14 protein-coding genes are annotated in these 17,324 nt (G+C 72.7%); 7 read left to right on the forward strand and 7 right to left on the reverse strand.

Translation table 11 applies throughout. From position 1 onward, the window contains the following. Positions 1 to 55: 55 nt before the first annotated feature. Together P8A18_RS23745 and P8A18_RS23750 are read right to left on the reverse strand one after the other, a co-directional pair. Positions 56 to 748 (reverse strand): spermidine synthase family protein, encoded by a 693-nt coding sequence (locus P8A18_RS23745; RefSeq protein WP_306057414.1) that lies wholly within the window; start codon positions 746 to 748, stop codon positions 56 to 58. A gap of 37 nt (positions 749 to 785) precedes the next feature. Next, positions 786 to 932 (reverse strand): hypothetical protein, encoded by a 147-nt coding sequence (locus P8A18_RS23750; RefSeq protein WP_306057415.1) that lies wholly within the window; start codon positions 930 to 932, stop codon positions 786 to 788. A 190-nt stretch (positions 933 to 1,122) separates the two neighbouring features. On the opposite strand from P8A18_RS23750, the gene lon reads away from it, so the two are divergent. Continuing rightward, on the forward strand, positions 1,123 to 3,537 hold the full coding sequence (lon, locus tag P8A18_RS23755; protein ID WP_306057417.1) for an endopeptidase La: 2,415 nt from the start codon (positions 1,123 to 1,125) through the stop codon (positions 3,535 to 3,537). A 132-nt stretch (positions 3,538 to 3,669) separates the two neighbouring features. Here lon and P8A18_RS23760 read toward each other — a convergent pair whose 3' ends face one another. Both P8A18_RS23760 and P8A18_RS23765 read right to left on the reverse strand, forming a co-directional pair. Then, positions 3,670 to 4,350 (reverse strand): polysaccharide deacetylase family protein, encoded by a 681-nt coding sequence (locus tag P8A18_RS23760; RefSeq protein ID WP_306061109.1) that lies wholly within the window; start codon positions 4,348 to 4,350, stop codon positions 3,670 to 3,672. A gap of 275 nt (positions 4,351 to 4,625) precedes the next feature. After that, the gene (locus tag P8A18_RS23765; RefSeq protein ID WP_306057418.1) at positions 4,626 to 5,468 is read right to left on the reverse strand and encodes a lysozyme; all 843 of its coding nucleotides are present in this window, start codon (positions 5,466 to 5,468) and stop codon (positions 4,626 to 4,628) included. 226 nt (positions 5,469 to 5,694) lie between these two features. Between P8A18_RS23765 and P8A18_RS23770 the strand changes: the two genes are divergently transcribed. Next, complete coding sequence (locus tag P8A18_RS23770; RefSeq protein WP_202453320.1) at positions 5,695 to 6,192, forward strand: MarR family winged helix-turn-helix transcriptional regulator; 498 nt, start codon at positions 5,695 to 5,697, stop codon at positions 6,190 to 6,192. Positions 6,193 to 6,229: 37 nt separating this feature from the next. On the opposite strand, the gene P8A18_RS23775 is transcribed toward P8A18_RS23770, so the two are convergent. Continuing rightward, positions 6,230 to 7,015 (reverse strand): protein phosphatase 2C domain-containing protein, encoded by a 786-nt coding sequence (locus tag P8A18_RS23775; protein WP_306057420.1) that lies wholly within the window; start codon positions 7,013 to 7,015, stop codon positions 6,230 to 6,232. A 364-nt stretch (positions 7,016 to 7,379) separates the two neighbouring features. Here P8A18_RS23775 and P8A18_RS23780 point away from each other — a divergent pair, with 364 nt between their 5' ends. Genes P8A18_RS23780 through P8A18_RS23800 form a run of 5 tightly spaced genes read left to right on the forward strand, consistent with a single transcriptional unit; the run spans position 7,380 to position 13,187 of the window. Then, positions 7,380 to 10,397 (forward strand): sensor histidine kinase, encoded by a 3,018-nt coding sequence (locus P8A18_RS23780; RefSeq protein ID WP_306057421.1) that lies wholly within the window; start codon positions 7,380 to 7,382, stop codon positions 10,395 to 10,397. Continuing rightward, positions 10,394 to 10,873, forward strand: a complete 480-nt coding sequence (locus tag P8A18_RS23785; protein WP_306057423.1) for a roadblock/LC7 domain-containing protein — start codon at positions 10,394 to 10,396, stop codon at positions 10,871 to 10,873. Before P8A18_RS23780 ends, P8A18_RS23785 begins: the two co-directional genes overlap by 4 nt. After that, positions 10,870 to 11,286 (forward strand): DUF742 domain-containing protein, encoded by a 417-nt coding sequence (locus P8A18_RS23790; protein ID WP_306057425.1) that lies wholly within the window; start codon positions 10,870 to 10,872, stop codon positions 11,284 to 11,286. Before P8A18_RS23785 ends, P8A18_RS23790 begins: the two co-directional genes overlap by 4 nt. After that, entirely contained in the window at positions 11,267 to 11,917 is a 651-nt protein-coding gene (locus P8A18_RS23795) for a GTP-binding protein (protein WP_306057426.1), read from the forward strand. The genes P8A18_RS23790 and P8A18_RS23795 overlap by 20 nt, the downstream gene beginning before the upstream one ends. Positions 11,918 to 11,945: 28 nt before the next feature. After that, positions 11,946 to 13,187: a styrene monooxygenase/indole monooxygenase family protein gene (locus P8A18_RS23800; RefSeq protein WP_306057427.1), complete on the forward strand. Its 1,242-nt coding sequence runs from the start codon at positions 11,946 to 11,948 to the stop codon at positions 13,185 to 13,187. A gap of 31 nt (positions 13,188 to 13,218) precedes the next feature. On the opposite strand, the gene P8A18_RS23805 is transcribed toward P8A18_RS23800, so the two are convergent. Beyond that, positions 13,219 to 14,391 carry a C40 family peptidase gene (locus P8A18_RS23805; RefSeq protein ID WP_306057429.1) on the reverse strand — a complete coding sequence of 391 codons (1,173 nt, stop codon included), beginning with the start codon at positions 14,389 to 14,391 and terminating at the stop codon, positions 13,219 to 13,221. A gap of 168 nt (positions 14,392 to 14,559) precedes the next feature. Further along, the gene (locus P8A18_RS23810) at positions 14,560 to 17,283 is read right to left on the reverse strand and encodes an outer membrane protein assembly factor BamB family protein (RefSeq protein ID WP_306057431.1); all 2,724 of its coding nucleotides are present in this window, start codon (positions 17,281 to 17,283) and stop codon (positions 14,560 to 14,562) included. Between the last annotated feature and the right edge of the window lie 41 nt (positions 17,284 to 17,324).

Raw genomic sequence — 17,324 nt, forward strand, 5'->3', positions numbered from 1 at the left:
TCGTCGGGCTCGGGCCCCGGGCGCCCGGGGGGCCGTAATACCCGCCGGGGGGATGTCAGAGTGCGCGAATGGCGAGATGGACCACGTCCGGAACACCTCGGGCAACGCCTACTTCTTCCGTCCTTACCCCTTGGAACCCGGCATTCCGTAGGGCCTGCTCGAAGGCGGCGGAAGGTTGTGCGGACCACACCGCGAGCACGCCGCCCGGCGTGAGCCGCGCGTGGCAGTCCGCGAGACCGGCGGGGGAGTAGAGGTTCCCGTTGTCCTCGGTGACGGTCCAGTCCGGCCCGTTGTCGATGTCCAGACACAAGGCGTCGTAACGGTCCGTAGTCGTGCGCAGGTACGCGACGAGGTCGGTCGTCAGCACCTCGGTACGGGGATCGGCGAGCGCGGGCCCCGAGATCCCGGCCAGCGGCCCGGCCAGGTGCCAGTCCACGATCGCCTGCTCCCGCTCGGCGACCGCGATCCTGCCCCAGCGCGGCTCGGCGGCCGCGCGGGCGAGCGAGAACCCGACACCGAGCCCGCCGATGAGGACGGCGGGGCCTGTGCGGCCGGCCGGGAGCGCGGCGAGCGCGGCGTCGATCAGCAGGCGCTCGGAGCGTCCGTCGGAGGTGTCCATGAGGAAGCATCCGTTGGCGATGATCTCGAAGTCCTCGCCCCGCCTGCGCAGGACGACCTCCCCGTACGGACCCTCGCGGCGGTCCAGGGTGACGGGGGCGTCGGTGTCGGGGCCGAACGTGTGGGGCATGGCGCTGGTCTCCGGTGGGCGTGGGCCGGTGTCACGGTCATCCTGTCGCGCCGGGCGGGGCGGGGGCCAATGGGTTGCCGGAGCCGGGCGGCGCCACGAACTCCACGGCCGCGGCGGGCGTGGTGACGTCGGCGTCCGTGCTGATCGCCCGGGCGGCGCCCCGGGACACCACGGCGGCGGGCACCGCCTCACCGATTCCGGGGGCGGGGCGAGTGCGTGGTGCCGGAAATCGGCGACGGCCTCCCGGTGTTGCACGGGAGGCGGCGCGGCCGGTGTTACCCCTGATCGCTCAGAGCGAACACGCCGGGGGGAACATTGAGGGGCTCACAAGCATTGAGTCTTCATAGCTCAACTTGACTGCCGAAGGGGAGATCATGGCTACTGAGTCCAATGCCGTCACACCGCTCACCCTGCCCGTGCTGCCGCTCGACGACGAGGTCGTGCTGCCGGGGATGGTGGTGCCTCTCGACCTGTCCGACACCGAGGTGCGCGCCGCCGTGGAGGCCGCGCAGGCCGCGGCCCGGGAGGACGGGGGCAAGCCCGAGGTGCTGCTCGTCCCGCGCATCGACGGGACCTACACCGGCATCGGTGTCCTCGGGATCGTCGAGCAGGTCGGACGGCTCTCCGACGGCGATCCGGGCGCCCTCATCCGGGGCCGCGACCGGATCAGGGTCGGCGCGGGCACCAGCGGGCCGGGCGCCGCGCTGTGGGTGGAAGGGGTCCGGGCCGACGCCTCCGTCCCCGACCCCCTGCCCGGGGCCGCCGCCGACCTGGTCAAGGAGTACAAGGCGCTCGCCACCAGCTGGCTGAAGAAGCGCGGCGCCTGGCAGGTCGTGGACCGGGTCCAGCAGATCGAGGACGTCTCCGCGCTCGCCGACAACTCCGGGTACTCACCCTTCCTCACCACCGCCCAGAAGGTCCGGCTGCTGGAGACCACCGACCCGGTCGCCCGGCTGAGGCTCGCCATCCAGTGGCTCGGTGAACACCTCGCCGAGCAGGATGTCGCCGAGTCCATCGCCAAGGACGTCCAGGAGGGCGTCGACAAGCAGCAGCGCGAATTCCTGCTGCGGCGCCAGCTCGACGCCGTACGCAAGGAGCTCTCCCAGCTCAACGGCGACCCGGAGGACGAGTCCGACGACTACCGGGCCCGCGTCGAGGCCGCCGACCTGCCCGAGCACGTCCGCGAGGCCGCGCTCAAGGAGGTCGACAAGCTGGAGCGGTCCTCCGACCAGAGCCCCGAGGGCTCCTGGATCAGGACCTGGCTCGACACCGTCCTCGAACTGCCCTGGACCGAGCGCACCGAGGACGCCTACGACATCAGGGGCGCCCAGGAGGTCCTGGACGCCGAGCACGCCGGACTCCAGGACGTGAAGGAGCGCATCACCGAGTACCTCGCGGTGCGCAAGCGCCGTGCCGACCGGGGGCTGGGTGTGGTCGGCGGGCGGCGCGGCGGCGCCGTGCTGGCCCTCGTCGGCCCGCCCGGCGTCGGCAAGACCTCGCTCGGGGAGTCCGTTGCGCACGCCATGGGCCGCAAGTTCGTCCGCGTCGCGCTCGGCGGTGTCCGGGACGAGGCGGAGATCCGCGGCCACCGGCGTACGTACGTGGGGGCGCTGCCCGGACGCATTGTCCGGGCCATCAAGGAGGCCGGTTCGATGAACCCGGTCGTCCTGCTGGACGAGATCGACAAGGTCGGCTCCGACTTCCGGGGCGACCCGGCCGCGGCCCTCCTCGAAGTGCTCGACCCCGCGCAGAACCACACCTTCCGCGACCACTACCTGGAGGTCGAGCTCGACCTCAGCGATGTCGTCTTCCTGGCCACCGCCAACGTCCTGGAGGCCATCCCGGAGGCGCTGCTCGACCGGATGGAGCTGGTCAGGTTCGACGGCTACACCGAGGACGAGAAGGTCGTCATCGCCCGTGACCACCTGCTCCCGCGCCAGCTGGAGCGGGCCGGTCTGGCGAAGGACGAGGTCGCTCTCGACGAGTCGGCGCTGCGCAAGCTGGCCGGCGAGTACACCCGGGAGGCCGGTGTGCGGAACCTGGAGCGGTCCGTCGCCCGGCTGCTGCGGAAGGTCGCGGCCCAGCACGAACTGGGCGACCGCGAGCTGCCGTTCACGGTGACCGAGGACGACCTGCGCGGTCTGATCGGGCGCCCGCACCACGTCCCCGAGTCCGCCCAGGACCCGGCCGAGCGCCGCACCGCGGTGCCGGGTGTGGCGACCGGGCTCGCGGTGACCGGGGCCGGTGGTGACGTCCTGTTCGTGGAGGCGTCGCTCGCCGATCCGGAGACCGGGGCGTCCGGACTGACCCTCACCGGTCAGCTCGGCGACGTCATGAAGGAGTCCGCGCAGATCGCGCTGAGCTTCCTGCGGTCGCACGGCGCGGAACTGGAGCTGCCGGTCGCGGACCTCAAGGACCGCGGGGCGCACATCCACTTCCCGGCGGGCGCGGTCCCCAAGGACGGCCCGAGCGCGGGCATCACCATGACGACCGCGCTGGCCTCGCTGCTCTCCGGCCGGCTGGTCCGCACGGACGTGGCGATGACCGGTGAGGTCTCGCTGACCGGGCGGGTGCTGCCGATCGGCGGGCTGAAGCAGAAGCTGCTGGCCGCGCACCGCGCGGGCATCACCACCGTGGTGATCCCCAAGCGGAACGAGGCCGACCTGGACGACGTCCCGGCCGAGGTGCTGGAGACCCTGGAGGTCCACCCGGTCACCGACGTCCGCCAGGTGCTGGAGATCGCCCTCGCCCCGGCCTCGGCGGAGCTGAGGGTTCCGGCCGCGGCGTAGGTGCCACGGCGTGACGGGCGTGGCAGCACGGACACGGCCGGTACGGGCGGCCCGCCCTCCCCTCGCGGGGGAGGCGGGCCGTTTCGCGTACGCGAGGCGAAACCCCGGCCGTTCCGGGTACGGGCCGCGGGACTACGGGCGGTAGATCGTGCCCGGGACGGGCTCGGCGGGCGCCATCAGCTGGGGCACCGTCACAAAGGTGTAGCCCTGCTTCTTCAGCGCGTCGATGATGCCGGGCACGGCGGGCACGGTGCCCTTGTAGATGTCGTGCAGCAGGATGATGCCGTCCTTGCTCGCCTGGTCGAGTATCCGCTTCTTGATCAGCGCGGAGTCGTTCGTCGAGTAGTCCTTGGCGGTGGCGCTCCACAGGATCTGGGAGAGACCGAGGTCCTTGCTGATCCCGGAGACGGTGTCGTCGGTGCGGCCCTGCGGCGGGCGCATCAGCCGCGGCTTCTTGCCGGTGATCGCCTCGATCGCGTCCTGCGTCTTCTCCAGCTCGGCCCGTATCTCGGCGGGCTTCTTGTCCGTGAGGATCTCGTGCGACCAGGTGTGGTTGGCGACCTCGTGGCCCTCGGCCTCGATGCGGCGGACGGTCTCGGGGTGCTTCTTGACGTGGTTCTTGCCCAGCAGGAAGAAGGTCGCGTGGACCTTCTTCTCCTTGAGGATGTCCAGCAGATGAGGGGTGTCCTCGGCGGGGCCCGCGTCGAAGGTCAGGGCTATGCACTTGGCCTTGCGGCAGTCCACCGGGCCGAACGAGCCCTTGGCGTCCGAGCCGGCGTCGGCGCGCGCGGAGCCGGGCGCCGTGGTCTCCATCGAGCAGCCGCTCAACGTCAGAGTGAGCGCTGTCACAAGGGCGACGGCCAACCCTGTACCGATCGACTTCGTCCTACTGGGCACGGCTCGCCACTCCCTCGCGCGAACGGCCGCACTGGTGTGCGACCTGGAGCGGCGACTATACATGTGGCGTATACACCGGATGTATAGCGGGGGTGTCTCCTGAAGTGCCGGGCCGGCCGGGGGCGTGAACGCGACGAGGCCCGGCGACGGGGTACGTCACCGGGCTCCGTGCGGGAAGGGTGCGGCTGGGTCTATCCGTTGGCCAGCGCCTGTACGCGGTCGAGGGCGCCGTTGAAGTGGTTGTGGTCGCCGACGGTCGGGCCGGACGACGTGTACTGCCAGATCGTGTAGAAGCCCCAGCCGGCCGGGAGTTCGCCGACCGCGGAGCTGTAGCGCGCCACCCACAGCGGGTTGGTGGTGGCGAAGCCCGCGTTGTTGCCGGTGCAGTCCTTCCACCAGCTGGTCGCGGTGTAGATGACCGCGTCCCGCCCGGTGCGCGCCTTGTACGTGTTCACGAAGTCACGGATCCACGCGACCATCTGGGCCGCGGTCTTGCCATAGCACTGCGCCCCGTACGGGTTCCACTCGATGTCGAGCACGCCCGGCAGGGTCTTGCCGTCCCTGGACCAGCCGCCCCCGTGGTCCACGAAGTAGTTGGCCTGGACGGCGCCGCTCGTGGTGTCGGGCGTCGCGAAGTGGTAGGCGCCGCGGATCATGCCCACGTTGTACGAGCCGTTGTACTGCTGGGCGAAGTAGGGGTTCGTGTAGTACGTGCCCTCGGTGGCCTTGGTGTAGGCCCACTTGACGCCGCTGTTCCAGAGGGTCGCCCAGGCGACGTTGCCCTGGTAGCTGGCGACGTCCACGCCCTCGGTCTGGACGGCGCGGGTGCCGATCGGCAGGCCGCCCTGGCCGTCGTGGGCGACGACGCCCATGCCCATGGTGGCGGTGCCGCGGGCCGGTCCGGCCGGGCTTCCGCCGGCCGCGTTCGAGGCGCCCGGCAGGGCGATGAGGAGCGAGAGGGCCGCGAGCAGGGTGCCCGCGGCCGCGAAGCGGGAGCGGCGGGACTTCGTGGAGCCGGATCTGTGCACGGGCATGTGCGTGCCTCCGAGGCCTCGGTGAGGGGATCTGCCGACCCGGGGAACACGGCGTGGCGACCCCGGAGACATGCCATGGTGTGAACATGTCATGCATGACGCTACGCACGTAGACCCATGTGACGGAAGAGGGCCTCGGCTGTGCCGTTGGTCTACTCCTGCGAAATACTGACCGAGCTGCGGCGATGACCGCCGGCGGAAGAAACTTTCAGCGGCAGGAAAGCTCATGAGGGGTGTTGACGTGCACGGGAGCGAAAGCGGGCGTGAACCCGGCGCAACCGGAGGAAGTGGTGTGGACCACGAATTCCTCGCCCTGGAGCTGGAGTTGGCCGTCTTCCTGCGCCGCGCACGGGCCAATTCCGGCGAAATGGCGCGCGAGGTGCACCCCGAGCTGGAGGCCGCCGCCTACGGCCTGTTCGTACGCCTGGAATCCGCCGGGCGCCAGCGCGCCACCGATCTCGCCTCGTACTTCGGCGTCGGCAAGGCCACCATGAGCCGTCAACTCCGTGCCCTGGAAGCGCTCGGACTGGTGGCGCGGGAGCCCGATCCGGCCGACGGGCGCGCCTTCCTCGTCCACCTCACCGAGGAGGGCCTCGCCCGGTTCCGCAGCGTCCGCGACGCGCGCCGCGACCGCTATGTGCGCAAGCTCGCCGACTGGGACCGCGCCGAGGTGGCGGAACTGGCCCGGCTGCTCCACCACTTGAACGCCCGCGCCGAGGACTGACGGTGACGGGCGGCCGCCCCGCCGCCTTCGTACCGCCTCACAGCCGGGCGTAGACCGCCGTCGCGTCGTCGTGCGTCTTGCCCCGCAGCAGACGCCTGCGCTCCGTGTCCGCGTCCTCCAGGGCGCGGACCCGGTCGATCAGCCCCTGCGGCCCCTCCTTCTCCAGGACCCCGAGGCAGTCCGCCCAGTCGCCCTCGCCGAACATCTCCGTCCAGCGGCTCGCCCCGTCCGTCATCGCCGCCAGGGCCCGCACCTCCGCGCGCGGCGTCCGCCCGGTCACCGCGCGGTCCGCCACGTCCGGATCGGCGGCAGCCGTGAAGAAGCCGCCCTCCTTGTTGCGCGCGCGGGCGTCGGCCACCGCCTCCGAGACCAGAAGCTCCGGCGGCAGCCGGTCGAGCCGGTCGTCCAGCACAGCGTGTACATCTCCGCCGGGCGACTCGAACAGCAGCACCGAATCGGACAGCACCAGGTGCTCGACCCAGGCCTCGTCCCAACGCACGACGACGACGGTTGCCTGTGGCGTACGCACGTGAGAAAGGTCACACAGGGAGCGGTGGCTGTCCGCGGTGTGCCGGATGGACTCCGCCAGGATCTCGCGCAGGGTCAGATCCCGCCGCGAACCGGACAGTTCGACCAGGGCGCCGCCCAGTCTCGCGGTGAACCAGGGAACCGAGTGCACACAGCCGTCGTCGCCCTGCGGGGGCGTGACGCCGTCCAGCAGCACCAGTCCTCCGCCCTGGCCGGAAGCGGGAAGGGCCGTGGCGGTCCAGTCCTCGTTCGGACGTCCGGGCGTGCCGGCGGCGGTAGCGAGTTCGATGCGCATGCGGTCAGTCTGCACGATGCCTTCACCGCGCCTGCACGGCACCGGGATTGGTGCATACCAGCAGGTCAGGCGGGTGAGCGAGGCGGAAGGGCGTGCTCCGCCCCGGGATGCGGGCGGGCATCCTGCCAAAGCCTGCCCGGAAGTTCCAGCCGGTGGCCGTGGGGGGCGCCGGCGCCCGGCGGCGTGACTTGTTCGCCAACTCGGGAGTGATGTTCACTCGTTCGAGTGGCGGAGCGGTTGATGCGCGCCCCCTGCGCAAAAGCACTGGAATGGTCGGAAGCCGTACCAGGGGGCGGGGCGCTCGTTCTTGTGACCGTGCGTCACCTCTGCTTCAAGGGCGGACGAGTCAAGATTGCGAGCACCGGTGCAGAAGAAGCGGCCTCGGAGCAAGGGCGGCAGCAACAGCGGTTCCGAGGCGGCGCCGACTGCCGGGGCCGGGAGCGGCCGCACCGTACGCGTCCGCACCAGGCTGGTCGCGGGTGTGGCCGTCGTCGGGATCACCGTCATAGCCGCCGGGACGCCCGCGGTGCTCGCCGCCTCGTCCGACCTCACCGACGCGCAGCAGCTGGTCACCCTCGCCGAGCTGAACCAGCAGGCCATCTCGCTCGCCCACTCCCTCGCCGACGAGCGCGACGAGGTCACCACGTACATCGCCGGGGGCCGTGCGGGCGAGCCGGGCAGCCGGAGCGCCCGCGTCGACCAGCAGGTGGACGAGATCAGGGACGCGGCCCCCGCCGACCTCCGCCGTGACCTGTCCACCATCCCCTCCCTGCGCCGCGACGCGGTCAGCGGCAAGGGCACGGCGCTGGAGGCCCACCAGGCGTACTCCGAGGTCATCGCCAAGCTCCACGGCCTCGCCGACGAGCTGGCCAGGGACACCCCGCCGCGCGCCGCGGAGGAGACCCGCACCCCGCAGGCGCTCGGCCGTGCCACCGAACAGGCCGCCGCCACCCGAGGGCTGCTGCTCGCCGCGCTCGCCGTGCCCCGCCCGGAGCCGGCGGCCCCGCGGATCGACCCGTTCACCGGTCTCCCCGTCCGGACCGAGGACGAGGGCGAGACCAAGGAGGACCGCACCCGCGACGCGCTGAGCGCCGCCGCCCAGCAGGCCCGGGTCGGCGAGCTGTCCGCGCTCGCCGGGTTCGACCAGTCCGCCGGTACGACCGCCCGCGACAAGCTGGCCTCCATTGTCACCGGCCCCGAGGTCAACAGCGCCGAGAAGTACCTCGCCGAACTCACCGACCGCCCCGAGCTGTCCGACAACGACCTGAAGGTGAGCACCAAGAAGGTCGCCGCGGCGCTCTCCGCCCGGGTCGACCGGATGCGCTCGGTGGAGTCCGCCCTCGGCACCACACAGGTCCAGCGGCTCGGGCAGCTCCGCGACGACGACGTCACGGCCCTCGAACTGCGCATCGCGCTCCTCGGCGGCTGTCTGCTCGTCGCCGTCGGCGTCTCCACCGCCGTCGCCCGCACCCTCACCCAGCCGCTGGCCGTACTGCGGATCGGCGCCGCCCGGCTCGCGGCGGAGCCCGCCACCGCCGAGCCGGTCCGCTACACCGGTCGCAACGACGAGTTCGCCCAGGTCGTCCGCTCCATCAACGCCCTGCACGGTCAGCTGCACGGGCTGCTGACGGAGTTCAACGGGCGCTTCGAGTCCCTGGAGACCGAGCGCGCCGAGCTGGTCGCCGGACGCGAGACCCTCACCGTCCAGCGCGCCGAACTCCAGGTCCGCACCGCCGACCTCACGGCCCAGCTGGAGAAGCTGAAGAACACCGTCCACCACACCTTCGTCAACCTCTCGCTGCGCACCCTGGGCCTGGTCGAGCGCCAGCTCGGCGTCATCGAGTCGCTGGAGGAGCGCGAGCAGGACCCGGAGCGGCTCGGCACGCTCTTCAAGCTCGACCACATGGCCACGGTCATGCGCCGCCACAGCGAGAACATGCTGGTCCTCGCGGGCGCCGAGCACGGCCACGGGCACCCGGGCCCGATCCCGCTGGTCGACGTCCTGCGCGCGGCCGTCAGCGAGATCGAGCGGTACGAGCGGGTCACCATCCAGTCCCTCCCGCCGCACGCCCAGGTCGCCGGGTTCGCCGCCGACGACCTCAGCCACCTGGTCGCGGAACTCCTGGAGAACGCGACCTCCTTCTCCCCGCCCGACTCCCACGTCCAGCTCTCCGGCTGGCTGCTGGAGACCGGCGAGGTCATGCTCTCCGTCCAGGACGAGGGCATCGGCATGTCCTCGGTACGGATGGGTGAGCTGAACACCCGCCTCGCCGATCCGACGCTCTTCGAGGCCGGCGAGCAGAACGCGGACGGGGCAGGACTCGGCCTCCAGGTGACCTCGCTGCTCGCCGCGCGCCACGGCGTACGGGTGGAGCTGCGCGAGCAGAAGGGCAGCGGGGTGACGGCCGTCGTCGTGCTCCCCGAGGCCCTGCTGCCGAAGGCGCTCCCGGCCGCCACCCCGCCGCCGGTCACCACGGCCGGCGAGGCGCCCGCACTGAACCTGCCGGGCTCGGTGGCCGAGGCCAACTCCAACACGCTGCCGGGGCGCGGCCCGTCGACGTCCGACGACCCGATGATCGCGGCGGCGGAACGCGCGATCGCCGCGTCGGGGGCGGCCGAGGTCACGGAGACCACAGCGGACGCCGAGGCCACGACGGACGCCGAGGCCCCGCAGGCCCCGGAGACCGCTGAGACCACGACGGACGCGGAGGCCGCTGAGGACGCTGAGGCCCCCGCCGCCCCGGAGCCCGAGCCCGACGAGCCCGACGAGTTCGACGAGCCCACGGAGACCCCCGAAGCGGCCTCCGCCCCCGAGCCCCTCCCGGCCGCGCAGTCCGCCCCCGACCCCGCCGCCCCCGCCCCCGACCCCGAGAACGACCCCGAAGCCACCCTCCAGGTGCGCCTGCCGCGCCCGCCGCGCTCCGGCGAGGTCCCCGAGCCCACGACCGCCGGCGGCCCGTACGCCATCGGCCCCGACCGCCACGAGCGCGCCCCCGACGAGGGCCCGCACAGCGGCACCCCGACGGGGGAACCCGAGGCGGCCGAGGCCCGGGAAGCCACCGGCACCGTCCCCGGCCCCCGCGAGCCCGAGGCCGGACGGATCACCGACAAGGGCCTCCCCAAGCGGACCCCCAAGATCGTCCGGCCCGCCGGGGCTCCCGCCGCCGAGCGCGGGGGGAGCGTCGACAAGGAGGCCCTGCGGCGCCGGCTCGGCGGCTTCCACCAGGGGGCGAAGGACGGCCGCCGCGACGTAGAGGCGGAGATCGCCGAGGGCACAGGACCGGCCGGAGGCACCACACGGACCGAGCAGGCCGAGCCGGCAGGCCGTAGCGACGGCCGGACCGAAGAGACGGGGGACACAGTCGAGGAGGCACGCAGTTGACTGCGCCCAGCACATTCGGGCTGAGCACCGAGGCCCGGAACCTTCACTGGTTGCTGAGCAATCTGGTGGAGGAGGTGCCAGGGGTCCACTCGGTCACCGTCGTCTCGTCCGACGGGCTGATGCTGCTCTCCTCCGACCCCGGCCACCTCAGCGCCTCCGAAGAGGGAAAACCCAGCGGTCCGCGCGGCTCCAGCGCCGACCTGGCGACCATCGTCTCCGGCATCGGCAGCCTCACGGCCGGCGCCGCGAAGCTGATGGAGGGCGGCGGCGTCAAACAGACCATGGTCGCGATGGAGGAGGGCAGCGTCTTCGTCATGTCGATCAGCGACGGCTCGCTGCTCGGGGTGCACGCCGCACCCGACTGCGACATGAGCGTCATCGCGTACCACATGGCGCTGTTCGTCGGCCGGGCCGGACACGTACTCACCCCCGAACTCCGCAGTGAACTGCGCAAATCGATGGAGAGCGCCCAGTGAGCCATGCCGCCGCCGGACCGGCCCGCAAGCTTCCCGTCCGGGGGGCCGGCAAACGGCCCGCGCGGGTCCGCCCGTACTCGCTGACCGGTGGCCGCACCCGCTTCGGGCACGTGCTGCTGGTCGAGACGTTCGTCGCCGCGCTGGAGGCGCCCGACGAGCGCCGCGAACTCACCGGCGGGAACCTGGCATCGCGACTGATGCCGGAGCTCAGGGCCATTGTCGAGATCTGCCGCCGGATGCGTACCGTCGCGGAGGTCTCGGCCCTGCTGAAGATGCCGCTCGGCGTGGTCCGGGTGCTGCTCAGCGACTTGGCCGACCAGGGAAAGATCCGCGTGTACGGGACCGGTCACGGCACCGGCCAGCCCGACCGCGCACTGCTCGAAAGGGTGCTCGATGGACTCCGTCGTCTCTGAGTCGCCGCTGTTCGCCCCGCGGCAGCCGGGGCCGGAGGGCCGGCCCGAGGAGAAGCTCCAGCCCTGGCAGCTGGACCGCACCAGGGCCCCGATCGCCACCAAGATCGTGGTCGCGGGCGGCTTCGGCGTCGGCAAGACCACCTTCGTGACCTCGGTCTCGGAGATCGCCCCGCTCCAGACCGAGGCGATGATGACCCGGGCCGGCGAGGGCATCGACGACCTCGACGCCACGCCCGAAAAGACCACGACGACCGTCGCCATGGACTTCGGCCGGCTCACGCTGGACGACGACCTGGTGCTGTACGTCTTCGGCACCCCGGGCCAGCAGCGCTTCTGGTTCATGTGGGACGACCTGGTGCGCGGCGCGATCGGCGCGGTCGTCATGGCCGACACCCGGCGGCTCGCCGACTGTTTCCCCGCCCTCGACTACTTCGAGAGCTGCGGACTCCCGTACATCGTGGCCGTCAACCACTTCGAGGGCACGCCCGGGTTCGAGGCGGAGGACGTCCGGGAGGCCCTGACCGTCCCCGCGCACGTCCCCGTGGTGATCATGGACGCGCGCAGCAGGATCACCGTCGTCGAGTCGCTGCTGGCCCTGGTCGGCCACGCACTCGACGCCGGCCCCGGGTAGCCCCAGCCACACACAACGGAGAACCGCGATGCGGAAGATACTCATAGTCGGAGCCGGTCAGTCCGGGCTCCAGCTCGCCCTCGGACTTCAGTCCAAGGGGTACGAAGTCACCCTCATGTCCAACCGCACGGCCGACGAGATCCGCTCCGGCCGGGTCATGTCGACGCAGTGTATGTTCCACACCGCGCTCCAGCACGAGCGGGACTACCAGCTGAACTTCTGGGAGTCGCAGGCCCCGCGCATCGAGGGCCTCGGCGTCTCGGTCGCCGCCCCCGACTTCTCGCGGGCCGTCGACTGGGTCGGCAGGCTGGACGGCTACGCCCAGTCCGTGGACCAGCGGGTCAAGATGGCCGGCTGGATGGAGACCTTCGCCCAGCGCGGCGGCCAGCTCGTCATCCACGGCGCCGCCGTCTCCGACCTGGACTACTTCTCCCGCGCCTACGACCTGGTGATGGTCGCGGCCGGCAAGGGCGAGCTGGTCTCGATGTTCGGCCGGGACGCGTCCCGCTCGCCGTACGACGCCCCGCAGCGCGCGCTGTCCGTGGCGTACGTCCACGGCATGGGCCCGCGCCCCGAGCACCCCGACTTCGACGCGGTCCGCTGCAACCTGGTCCCCGGTGTCGGCGAACTCTTCGTGATGCCGACCCTGACCACATCGGGCCGCGCGGACATCCTGTTCTGGGAAGGCGTCCCGGGCGGCCCGCTCGACGCGTTCCAGGGCATCAAGGACCCCTCCGAGCACCTGGCCAAGACGCTGGAGCTGATGGAGCGGTTCACCCCCTGGGAGTACGCCCGCGCCACCAAGGTCGAGCTGACCGACGCCAACGGCACCCTCGCGGGCCGCTACGCCCCGACCGTGCGCAAGCCCGTCGGCCGGCTGCCCGGCGGCGGCCTGGTCCTCGGAGTGGCGGACGTCGTCGTCGCCAACGACCCGATCACCGGCCAGGGCTCCAACTCGGCCTCCAAGTGCGCCGACGCCTACCTGGACGCGATCGTCGAGCACGGCGACCGGGAGTTCGACGAGACCTGGATGCGGGCCACCTTCGACCGCTACTGGGACACCGCCCAGCACGTCACGAAGTGGACGAACGCCATGCTCGGGGTCCCGCCGGAGCACGTCCTGAACCTCATCGGTGCGGGCGGACAGCTCCAGCCGGTCGCGGACCGCTTCGCCAACGGCTTCAACGACCCGGCGGACTTCGAGAACTTCTTCTACGACCCGGAGAAGACGAACGCCTACCTGGCCTCGGTCACGGGACCCGCCGCCTGAGCAGGTCCTGCGGACTCCCGCGCCCCGGCCGCTACGAGGCCGGGGCCGAGGAGGAGGCGTACCCCTCGTCGGAGCCGGCGGACGAGCCGGCGGGCAGCTCGGGCGCCCGGTACGTGGCCATCGCGGCGCCCTCCGGGTCCGGCCGCACCGCGCCCAGGACCGGATTGGACGCCACGGGGGAGACCTTCACCCGCGAGCCCGGCCGGGGCGCCTGCACCACCTGGCCGTTGCCGATGTACAGCGCCACATGGGTCGCCTTCGGGAAGTAGACCACCAGGTCGCCGGGGCGCAGCGCGTTCATCGGCACCCGGGGCAGCTGCCGCCACTGCTCCTGCGAAGTGCGCGCGATGGTACGTCCGGCGTTCGCCCAGGCCTGCGAGGTCAGCCCGGAGCAGTCGAACGAATCCGGCCCCTGGGCGCCCCACACGTACGGCTTGCCGATCTGCCGGACCGCGTACCGGACGGCTGCGGCGCCCTGCGCGGACGGCGGGCGGAACGAGGAGAGCGCGCCGGAGGCGACCAGGGCGCTCTGCGCCTGGTCGGTGGTCTTCTGTTCGAGACCGGAGACTTCGGCGAGCTGGTCCGCGGAGAGCGTGGCGAGCTTCGCCTCCACCTCTTTCAGCCGGGTCCGCACGGTGTCGCGTTCCTTCTTCTGCCGGGCGGCGAGCACCTGCTGCTCGTCCAGCACCTTGCGGGACTCCTTCGCCAGCTCGTCGGCCCGCTTCTCGGCCGTACCGAGCCGCCGGACGGTCGCCGCCCGCCCGGCGGCCAGCCGCTGGATGACCTGCCCCTGGTCCAGGGCGTGTTCGGGGTCGCGCATCAGCAGCAGCCGCAGATACGCGGAGAGGTCGGACCGGCCCTGGTACTGCTCGCGGGCCAGCCGGCCGGCGGCGTCGCGGCTGCGGGAGAGGGCGAGCCGGGCGGTGACGAGTGCGGCGTCGAGCTCCTTCGCCTTCGCGGCCCGCTTCTTCAGCTCGGCCGCCGTGCCGTTGTAGGCCTCGGTGGCCTCCTCCGCCTGCTGGTACAGCCGCTGCAACTCGCTCAGCAGCCCGGCGGCACTGCTGTCGGCGGCCCCGGAGGCCGACGCCGCGCCGGACGGCTCCCCGGGACCGGGCGAGGGCGCCGCGACGGCGGTGCCCGGAGAGGTCACGACGACGGCGGCCAGCGCCGTTGTGCCGAGGGAACGCAGCCAAGTGCCCGACACGACTTCACCTCCACAACCGGGGCGAATCGTGCGACTACCCCATGAGTGAGCGCAATCCATCCATACGCTCACCCGGCGCCGGGCGATGCAAGAACCCGGGGGTGTGGCGGCGGGCCGGCGCCCCCGGATTCCCCCGGAAGGCGGCGGCCCGCCCTCCGGCCGGCGCGGTCAGGCCACCGGGAACGCGTAGACCGTGCGGCCGCGCCGCACGATCGCCGTCTTGCCGTACGTCAGCACCTGGTAGCCGGCCTTCACCGTCTCGCCGTCCGGGTCCTGGTTGCCGATGTCCTGGAACTTCCACAGCCGCCGCCCGTCGGCCCCCGAGAACGCGGTGACCTGGCCGTAGCCCGCCGCGAACACGGTGTCGCCGCTCTTGGTGACGGTGACCGCGGGCGCCTTGGTCTCCGCCGACTCCGTGGACCGGCGCCACTTCAGCTTGCCGTTCCCGCGGTCGACGGCCCCCACCTCCTGGTTGCTGTTGGTGGTGTGCAGCAGGTCGCCCGTCACGACCGAGGGCCCGAAGACCGTCTTGCCGGTGCCCTTCAGCGTCCACTTCGCCTTGCCCGCGGGCGTCTCGAAGGCGCGCAGGCCGGTGCCGTTCGCCGCGTACAGCACGCCTTCCGCGTCGCCCACGGCCGCCCCGTCGAGGGTGACGCTGCCGAACCTGCGGCTCCACTGGGCCTTGCCGGTCTCCCGGTCGAAGCTGCGGAAGATGCCCTTCTTCTTGGCCGCCTTCAGGGCCGCGGGGGTGAGCGTCAGATGGTCCTGCCGCACGATGACGGCGTCCGGCCGGACCGCGATCAGCCGGAAGACGGGCGCGATCGGGCCGCGGCCGTTGGGCACCGGCGTCCGCCACAGCTCCTTGCGCCCCACGACGTCGTACGCGAACAGGTACGACCTCACCACCTGCTTGTCCTTGCCGCGCTTCTCGCCCTTCTTGGGCGCGGGCGCCTTCACGGTGGCCTTGTGCGAGCCGGTGAACCAGATGGTCGTCCCGGCCGATCCGACGAGCGTGCGCACCGACAGGTCCGGCGCGTCCTCGAAGCCGTCGGCGTACGCCACCCGGTGGGCGACCCGGCCGTCCTTCGCCGAGAGCCACAGGAACTCCGAGGGGCCCGCCACGAAGCAGTGCTCCTCGCCCGCGGCGAGGGCGGCCTGCCCCTTGGCGCCGTCCGCGTTCTCCCAGAGCCGGCGTCCGGTGCGCAGATCGACCGCGCTCACATGGCTCTGGTCCGTCAGCACCAGCAGCCGGTCGTTCCAGAGCGCGGCGGTCAGCGGCAGCGGCTCGTCCGCCGGGTGGGTGTGGATCCAGAGCGGCTGCGGGGCGACTCCGGAGAGGCTGGGCCCGGCGGTGGTGGGCGCGGGCTTGGGGTCGTCCTTCGGCTTGTCGTCGTCGCCGGACGTGAGCGCGTACAGGGTCCCGCCCCCGGCCAGCAGTCCGGCCACACCCGCGGCGGCCCCGATCAGCAGGCCCCGCCGGCCCATGCCGCCCCGGCGGGGCTCGGCGGGCGGGGCGATGTTGGGGATGGGCGCCGGAGGCAGGGGCACGGGCAGCGGCTGCGGGGGCGGCGCGGTCTGGGCGTACGGCTGCTGCTCGTACGTCCCCGGGTTCGGCCAGGGGGCGGCGGGGCCGCCGATGGCCTTGAGCTGCGTGGTGTGGGTGTCGGGCGGCGGCGCCGGGGTGGAGGGGATGGGGCCCGGCGCGGCGACGGTCGGCTGCTGCCAGGCGGGCGGGGGCGGCGCCTGGTGGTGCGGGGGCGGCGCCTGGTGGTGCGGGGGTACGGCGTCAAAGACGCCGGGCACCGCGTCCTGTATGGGGGGCGGCGCGGGGGCCACGGCGTCCCAGACGTCACCGTAGGACTTCGGGGCGTTCGCGCCCTGGGCACCCGAGGGGTTCTCTTCGGACGCCGGATTGTGATCGGGCACGGGGTTCTCCACAGACACGTTCTTGACGGAAACGGATTCATTCACGGGCGCGGGGACGGGCCCGCCCGGCTCGGCCCCGGCCGCCAGGCGGCCGGCCCTGACGCCCTGCGCGGCCACGGCGGCCGACAGCCGGCCCGGCAGCCAGCCGCCCGCCGCGAGACCGGCGGCGCCCTCCAGCGCCAGTTCGGCGGCCACCGTCCCCGCGCCGGGGCGGGCGGCCGGGTCCTTCGCCAGGCACCTGGCGATCAGGTCGCGCAACGCCTCCGGGACGTCCCCGAGTTCGGGTTCGCCCCGGGCGATGCGCTCGGCGTCCGCCAGCGGGGTGGTCCCGGTCGCCGCGTAGGCGAGCAGCAGACCGAGCACGAAGAGGTCGGAGGCCGGGCCCGCCGTCTCGCCCGCGAGCTGTTCCGGGGTCAGATGGCCGAGCCGTACGGAGAGCCCGCCGCCCGGACCGGCCTCGGCCCCGGCCGCCGCGCCCAGCGGGCCGAACGCGGTGAGCCAGGGGCCGTCCTCGGCGAGCAGCACGGTCCGGGGGGAGAGGCCCTGGAACACCGTCCCGGTGGCGTGCACGCGCGAGAGGGTCTCGGCGATGCCGGCGCCCAGTATCCGCACGGCGCGCTCGGGCAGCGGGCCCACGGTCCCGATCGCCTCGGTCAGGGTCAGCGCGGGCACGTAAGCCGACGCGGTCCACGGGCGGTCGTCCTCGCCGGAGCCGTCCGCGGGGGCGTCGAGCACCTCGGCGACCCAGCCGCCGGCCAGCCGGTCGGCGATACGCGCCTCCGCGTCGAAGCGGTGCCGGAAGGCGGGCAGCGCGGCGAGCTCGGGCCGGGCCGCGGTGACGACGACGAGGTCCTGCGCCGTCTCGCCGCGCGCGAGGTACAGCACCGAAGCGGCCGTCTCCCGCAGGCGGGCCAGCACGGTGTACGGCCCGAAGCGCCCCGGATCGTCCTGACGCAGCGCCTCCATGGCGACCCCCCTTTTGTGACCGTCCGGCCGTCCCTGGACCA

The organism is Streptomyces sp. Mut1 (assembly GCF_030719295.1).
GTDB lineage: Bacteria > Actinomycetota > Actinomycetes > Streptomycetales > Streptomycetaceae > Streptomyces > Streptomyces castrisilvae.

What these genes read in the sequence shown, in the direction of transcription:
- P8A18_RS23745 (WP_306057414.1), bottom strand. Translation starts at nt 748, where the DNA reads ATGCCCCACACGTTCGGCCCCGACACCGACGCCCCCGTCACCCTGGAC.
- lon (WP_306057417.1), top strand. Translation starts at nt 1,123, where the DNA reads ATGGCTACTGAGTCCAATGCCGTCACACCGCTCACCCTGCCCGTGCTG.
- P8A18_RS23760 (WP_306061109.1), bottom strand. Translation starts at nt 4,350, where the DNA reads ATGGAGACCACGGCGCCCGGCTCCGCGCGCGCCGACGCCGGCTCGGAC.
- P8A18_RS23765 (WP_306057418.1), bottom strand. Translation starts at nt 5,468, where the DNA reads ATGCCCGTGCACAGATCCGGCTCCACGAAGTCCCGCCGCTCCCGCTTC.
- P8A18_RS23770 (WP_202453320.1), top strand. Translation starts at nt 5,695, where the DNA reads ATGAGGGGTGTTGACGTGCACGGGAGCGAAAGCGGGCGTGAACCCGGC.
- P8A18_RS23775 (WP_306057420.1), bottom strand. Translation starts at nt 7,015, where the DNA reads ATGCGCATCGAACTCGCTACCGCCGCCGGCACGCCCGGACGTCCGAAC.
- P8A18_RS23795 (WP_306057426.1), top strand. Translation starts at nt 11,267, where the DNA reads ATGGACTCCGTCGTCTCTGAGTCGCCGCTGTTCGCCCCGCGGCAGCCG.
- P8A18_RS23800 (WP_306057427.1), top strand. Translation starts at nt 11,946, where the DNA reads ATGCGGAAGATACTCATAGTCGGAGCCGGTCAGTCCGGGCTCCAGCTC.
- P8A18_RS23810 (WP_306057431.1), bottom strand. Translation starts at nt 17,283, where the DNA reads ATGGAGGCGCTGCGTCAGGACGATCCGGGGCGCTTCGGGCCGTACACC.